General features: G+C 62.6%; 6 protein-coding genes and 1 pseudogene. 6 read left to right on the top strand and 1 reads right to left on the bottom strand.

Annotated elements, in window-relative coordinates:
- Positions 1–325, top strand: a pseudogene (locus G552_RS0113365) (IS701 family transposase); the annotation flags it as partial.
- Between the two features lie 3 nt (positions 326–328).
- On the opposite strand, the gene G552_RS0113360 reads toward G552_RS0113365, so the two are convergent.
- A complete protein-coding gene (locus tag G552_RS0113360; protein ID WP_036270967.1) occupies positions 329–1,057 on the bottom strand; it encodes an ABC transporter ATP-binding protein in 729 nt (242 codons plus the stop codon).
- A 212-nt stretch (positions 1,058–1,269) separates the two neighbouring features.
- On the opposite strand from G552_RS0113360, the gene G552_RS0113355 reads away from it, so the two are divergent.
- The 5 genes from G552_RS0113355 to G552_RS15610 all read left to right on the top strand — a co-directional run.
- Positions 1,270–1,725: an Lrp/AsnC family transcriptional regulator gene (locus tag G552_RS0113355; RefSeq protein WP_027883461.1), complete on the top strand. Its 456-nt coding sequence runs from the start codon at positions 1,270–1,272 to the stop codon at positions 1,723–1,725.
- Positions 1,722–2,552, top strand: a complete 831-nt coding sequence (locus G552_RS0113350) for an N-formylglutamate amidohydrolase (protein ID WP_027883460.1) — start codon at positions 1,722–1,724, stop codon at positions 2,550–2,552. Before G552_RS0113355 ends, G552_RS0113350 begins: the two co-directional genes overlap by 4 nt.
- Before the next feature lie 22 nt (positions 2,553–2,574).
- The gene (locus tag G552_RS0113345; protein ID WP_084640449.1) at positions 2,575–3,900 is read left to right on the top strand and encodes a glutamine synthetase family protein; all 1,326 of its coding nucleotides are present in this window, start codon (positions 2,575–2,577) and stop codon (positions 3,898–3,900) included.
- An 8-nt stretch (positions 3,901–3,908) separates the two neighbouring features.
- The gene (locus tag G552_RS0113340) at positions 3,909–5,039 is read left to right on the top strand and encodes an amidohydrolase family protein (RefSeq protein WP_027883458.1); all 1,131 of its coding nucleotides are present in this window, start codon (positions 3,909–3,911) and stop codon (positions 5,037–5,039) included.
- Positions 5,040–5,231: 192 nt separating this feature from the next.
- Positions 5,232–5,465: helix-turn-helix domain-containing protein (locus G552_RS15610; RefSeq protein ID WP_169447892.1), on the top strand; the 234-nt coding region annotated here is incomplete at its 3' end.

Below are 5,465 nucleotides of genomic sequence, written 5' to 3'. Positions count from 1 at the left end.
CTCCAAGGACGGGGAGGCGGAGTACTGGGCCACGAACCATCTGGGGATGAGCGAAGAGAAGCGGGCGGAGTTAGAGCGGCAAGGATGGGGGATCGAAGTGTACCATCGGGGGCTCAAGCAGTGCTGTGGGGTGGAGCGGGCCCAGGTGAGGAAGGCGGTCTCCATCCTGCGGCACCTCCTCCTGGCTTTGCGGGCCTTCCTCCGGCTGGAGGTCTACCGGCTGCGCAGGGGGGTGAGCTGGTACGAGGCCAAGGCGTCCATTGTTCGCGAGGCAATACGAAGTTATCTCGCCCATCCCCTCCACATCCTTCAGCCAACTGCGTAAGTCCTATTTGGGATCGGATTGCACTTCCGCCGGGGTGCCTTCGGCGATGACCTGGCCATAAGCCAGCACCTGGATGCGCTCACATAGGTTCATCACCAAGTCCATGTCGTGTTCGATAAGGAGCACCGCCAGCCCAAACCTGTCGCGCACCTGGCGGATCAAGCGCAAGAGGGTGAGGGTCTCGCTCGAGTCAAGCCCGGCGGCTGGCTCGTCTAACATAAGCAGCTGGGGAGCGGTGGCCAGCGCCCGGGCGATCTCCAATCGCCGCTGATTGCCGTAGGGCAGGCTACCCGCAGGCCAATCGGCCACCGCTCCCAACCCGACCATCTCCAGCAACTCCCAGGCCATCTTTTCGCTGGCGGCAGGGTGGATTTTTGCCCGGCCGAGTCCGCTCACGACCTCCGCCAGGTTTACCGGATAGCGCAGCTGGGCTCCTGCCCGCACGTTCTCCAGCACGCTCAGGTTTTTGAACAGCCGGGTGCCTTGGAAGGTGCGGGCGATCCCCAACCGGGCGATGGTGGCCGGGGCCAGACGGCTGATTTCGCGCCCCTCGAACCGCACCCCGCCTTGGCTCGGACGCAAGAAACCGCTAATAAGGTTGAACAGGGTGCTCTTGCCGGAACCATTAGGGCCGATTACCCCCACGATCTCCCCCCGCTGTAGCTGTAGATGGTGCTGCTGAAGGGCCATCAGCCCGTTGAAAGTTTTGCTAAGGTCATGGGTCTCGAGCATAAGGATGCAAACAGCCGAGAACTTTCTGTGGAAGGCATATGGACTTTGGTTCCTCTAGAGCGAAATCGCACCGGAGACACATCGGTAACGATATGGCCCACAATGTATCATTTACTCTATGAATTTCGCAATATCGCTACATTAAATTTACCAAACATCTGCACTCGGTTGACATTTCTCCACCTCATAAGGCAGAGTAAAAAACAACCCCTATGGACGAGACCGACCGTATACTGCTGGGACTGCTGCAACAAAATGCATCGATTCCCCGAGCCGAGCTAGCGCGCGCGTCGGGGCTTTCCCCAGCAGGGGTGCACAAGCGGCTCCACAAGCTTCACCTGGAGGGATACATCCGCCGTACAGTAGGGATTTTAGACCGTGCTAAGCTGGGCTTGGACCTGCTGTGCTTTCTCAAACTAACCTTCAAGAACAACCTCGATGCCTCTAACCTTCCGGCGTTGCGCCGCGCGGTAGAGGGGCTGCCGGAGGTGCTGGAGTGCTACACCCTGACCGGTTCCGATGACGCCCTGCTCAAGGTGGCGGTGCGCGATCACGTTGCGCTGCGGGATTTCCTGCGGCGCTTTTCCGAGAGCCAGCAGGTAGTGGGTCGGGTCGAGACATGCATCGTGTTGGAAGAGTTCAAGGAGGGCACCGCGCTCCCGTTATGAGACTGCCGGCTTTAGTCATCACCCCCCACAGTTCCTTTCAGGTTCCTGCCGAGGTCTTGGCCGAGATGCTGGGCGAGCGTTTCTACGATTCCCTGGCACGTCAGGCCCGGTTGGATTGGCTCTTCCGCGAGGGTGACCCCCATACCGAGGTGCTGTTTCACACCCCCGAGGCGTATACCCTGCAGGCCCCGTTCAGCCGTTTCGTGGTAGATCTCAACCGGGACCGGGAGGAAGCGGGCGCTAACGGGGTGATCAAGCTCACCGACTTTGAAGGGCGGCCCCTGTATCCCTCCGGTTTTGCTCTGGACGCACAGAAGCGAGAGGAACGGTTACGGCGCTACTGGGATAGCTTCCACGCCGAGATCGAGCGCATGCTGCGAACGCATGCCATCCGGCTTCTGGTCAATGGCCATTCCATGCAGCCCACCGGCCCGGCGATCGGCCCGGATGCAGGGAAACCGCGGCCTGGGATATGCCTGATGGCGGGCACCGATGCCCAGGGCGACCCCGTGGCGAGCCATTCCAGCCTGCCCAAGCGCGTAGCCCGGGAGGTGCTGGGCCTGGCTCAGAGGCACTTTGCGCCGGTGCTGCGCGGTCAGCCCACCGAGGCCATCACCCTGGGCGAGCCCTGGAAGAGCGACCAGATCAGTCAGCGCTACAGCGATCCGGCCCGCCCACGACCGGTATGGGGGTTTGGCCTAGAGTTCAACCGTGCCTTATACCTGCGTTACGAGGACGACCAAGAGCGCCCTAACGATGCGATGATTCGGGACTTGAATGCGGCGTTTCGGGAGTTTTTGGCCGAGGTGATGGAGCGATTGGCCTAGCCGATGCGCGATGGAGATGCCCATGGAAGCGATACGTGAGAGGCTCGAGCGGGCTGGAGTCGAGTGGGTGCGCATCCTGTGGTGCGACCACGCCAATTTGATCCGGGGGAAAGCCGCCCACGTGAGCTTGTTGGCCGACGGTCTGCCCGAGGGGGTGGGCATTGCTATGGCGCAGCAAGCTCTCCCGGTGATGTACGATGCGGTAGCCAAGGACAGCGGCCTGGGGCCGGTAGGCGAGGCCCGATTGGTACCTGACTGGGATACCCTCAAGCTGCTGCCCTACGCTCCTGGCCAGGCTCAGGTGATTGGAGATATGCGCGTGGGGGGGCGGGCCTGGGAACACTGCCCGCGCGAGTACCTGCGCCAGCAGATCGCGGCCCTGGCCGAATTGGGCCTCTGCGCCAAGGCGGCGTTTGAAAACGAGTTTTTCCTCTTGTGGCCGGAGGGAGAAGGGTATCGCCCGGCCGACCGCAGCGTCTTCGCCGCGACCGGTGCGATGAACCGCCACCAGGATTTCATTCACGAGCTTACTCGGGCCCTATTGGCCCAAGACCTGCAGCCCGAGTTTTACTACCCCGAGTCCGGCCCCGGCCAGCAGGAGCTTTCGATTCGCTATAGCGACGCCCTGCAAGCCGCCGACCATCAGATCGTTTACCGCGAAACCGTGCGCGGGGTGGCCGTGCAGCACGGCTTGGTAGCGAGCTTTCTACCCAAAATCTTCGAAGATGCTGCCGGAAGTGGCTGCCACCTTAACCTGAGCCTCTGGCAAGGGGAGAATAACGCCTTGGGCGATCCCGCGCATCCTACCGGGCTGAGCCCCACCGGTCGGCACTTCTTAGCCGGGGTGTTGGCCCACCTGCCCGGTTTGACCGCGCTTACCATTCCGACGCCTAACTCCTTCCGGCGCATCCGCCCCCATTTCTGGGCCGGGGCTTTTCGCGCCTGGGGCTACGATAACCGCGAAGCCGCCCTGCGGGTGAGCCGTGGCAGCGCGGGGGTTACCCGTTTCGAGCTCAAAGCCTCGGATGCCAGCGCCAACCCCTACCTGGCGCTGGGGGCGCTGCTGGCAGCGGGGGTGGATGGCTTGAGGCGCGAACTCCCGCTGCCCCCTGAAGCGACGGTGGACCCCGGGCTGCTCTCGTCGGAGGAGCGTGAACGGATGGGATTCGACTCGCTGCCGACCAGCTTGGGTCAAGCCTTGGACGCGCTGCGGGAGGACACGGTGTTGCTTGGCTCTCTCGGTCCCGCACGGGCTAGGGCGTACCTTGCGGTGAAACAGATGGAGTGGGAAGCCCTCAAGGAGCTGACCCTCGAGGAGGAAGTGCGCTTGCTGGCCGAGCGCTACTAGGGGGAAGGGTGGAGCTATCGCATATCCCCATCTACGACCACCACGCCCACGCCCTGTTCCGTGAGGAAATCTGGCGTTCGACTCCCCTCGAGCCCTACTTCAGCGAGGCCTACGACTCTCGGGTGCTTTCGCAATTCGTTCCCGACACCCTTTTTTTTCGCCGCAGCTTGCGCGACCTGGCTGAATTTTATGGCTGTGAGGCCACGGATGAGGCGGTGCGAGCGGCCCGGCAGGGCTGGGAGTACGCCGAGCTGGCGCGCCGGATGTTCGCCCAGGCCAACATCTCCCAGTGGCTGATCGACGACGGCATCTGGCCCGATCTGCTGATGGGGGTAGAGGAGAGCGGGGCTCTGGCCGGGGTGCCGGTGCGGCGGATTTTGCGCCTTGAGACCGAACTCGCCAAGCTGATTCCCTGGCACGACAGCTATGCTGGCCTCGAGCGGGCTTTCGTCGAGTTGTTGTATGCAACCGCCCCTACACTGGCGGGCTTCAAGAGCATTATTGCCTATCGCTCTGGACTTGAGATCCTTCCTCCGGGCCTCGAGGTCGAGCAGAGCTATACCGCCCTCAAACGCCGCTTGCAAGCTGGGGAAGTTCCCAAAATTACGAATAAAACCCTGCTGGATGCGGCTGTGTGGAAGGCCCTCGAGGTCGCCGCCGAGACCGAGCTGCCCGTGCAGTTCCATACCGGCTACGGCGACCCCGACTTGGATTTGCGCCGGGCCAACCCGCTGCACCTGCGAGCGGTCCTTGAGGAACCTCGGTTCAAAGGGCTGAAGGTAGTGCTGCTCCACTGCTACCCCTTCGTGCGTGAGGCCGGGTACCTGGCCAGCGTATACCCCGGCGCATACCTTGACGTTGGCTTGACCATTCCCTATACCAGCGTGCACGGGATGCGCACCGCGGTGCACGAAGCGTTGCACCTGGCCCCGATCCGCAAGGTGCTCTTTTCCACCGACGCCCAGCGTACCCCCGAACTGTTCTGGCTAGCGGCCCGCTGGGGCCGCCGGGTGCTGGCCGACGTCCTGGAGGTCACCGTTCAGGGTGGCGACCTCAGCGACTCTGAGGCAAGGTGGGCGGCGGAGCGCGTCCTGCACGCCAACGCGGCGGAACTATACCCCTCGAGCCCACCGCGCTGAGTCTGGCTTGCTGCTTCACCCGGATTGTGCCTCAGCTTGAACTCCAGCCGGGGGCGGCGGTGTTCGGCTAGTCGCGTGACTTCACGCACCGGCCCTGCGAATCACCTCAGGGCTGTGAACCTGGACGGACACATGTGAGACTCTAAGCTGGGATAAAAAGAGGGGAACCAACCAAGAAAGGAGGTTCCCCAGGTGCAGTTTACCACCGTTGGCCGAGAGATATGGCAAGGCGCTAGACAAGCACAGAGGCTGGCCGAGGCCAAAGCAGGCGACCCAGAGGTCAAGGAACGTCTGCGCAAGCTCCGACTGGTCAAAGCCCTGCGTGAAAGTAAAAAGAGCTGGAAGGAGATCCAGGACCTGGTGGGGATCAGCCGGGCCACCTACCACCGCTGGAAAAAAGCCCTAAAAGAAAAGGGCCTGGCCGGA

The sequence above is a fragment of the Meiothermus rufus DSM 22234 genome, from assembly GCF_000423425.1.
Taxonomy (GTDB): Bacteria; Deinococcota; Deinococci; order Deinococcales; family Thermaceae; genus Meiothermus; species Meiothermus rufus.
The sequence above is the reverse complement of the archived record's forward strand: the minus strand, read 5'-3'. Positions and strand labels throughout refer to the sequence as shown.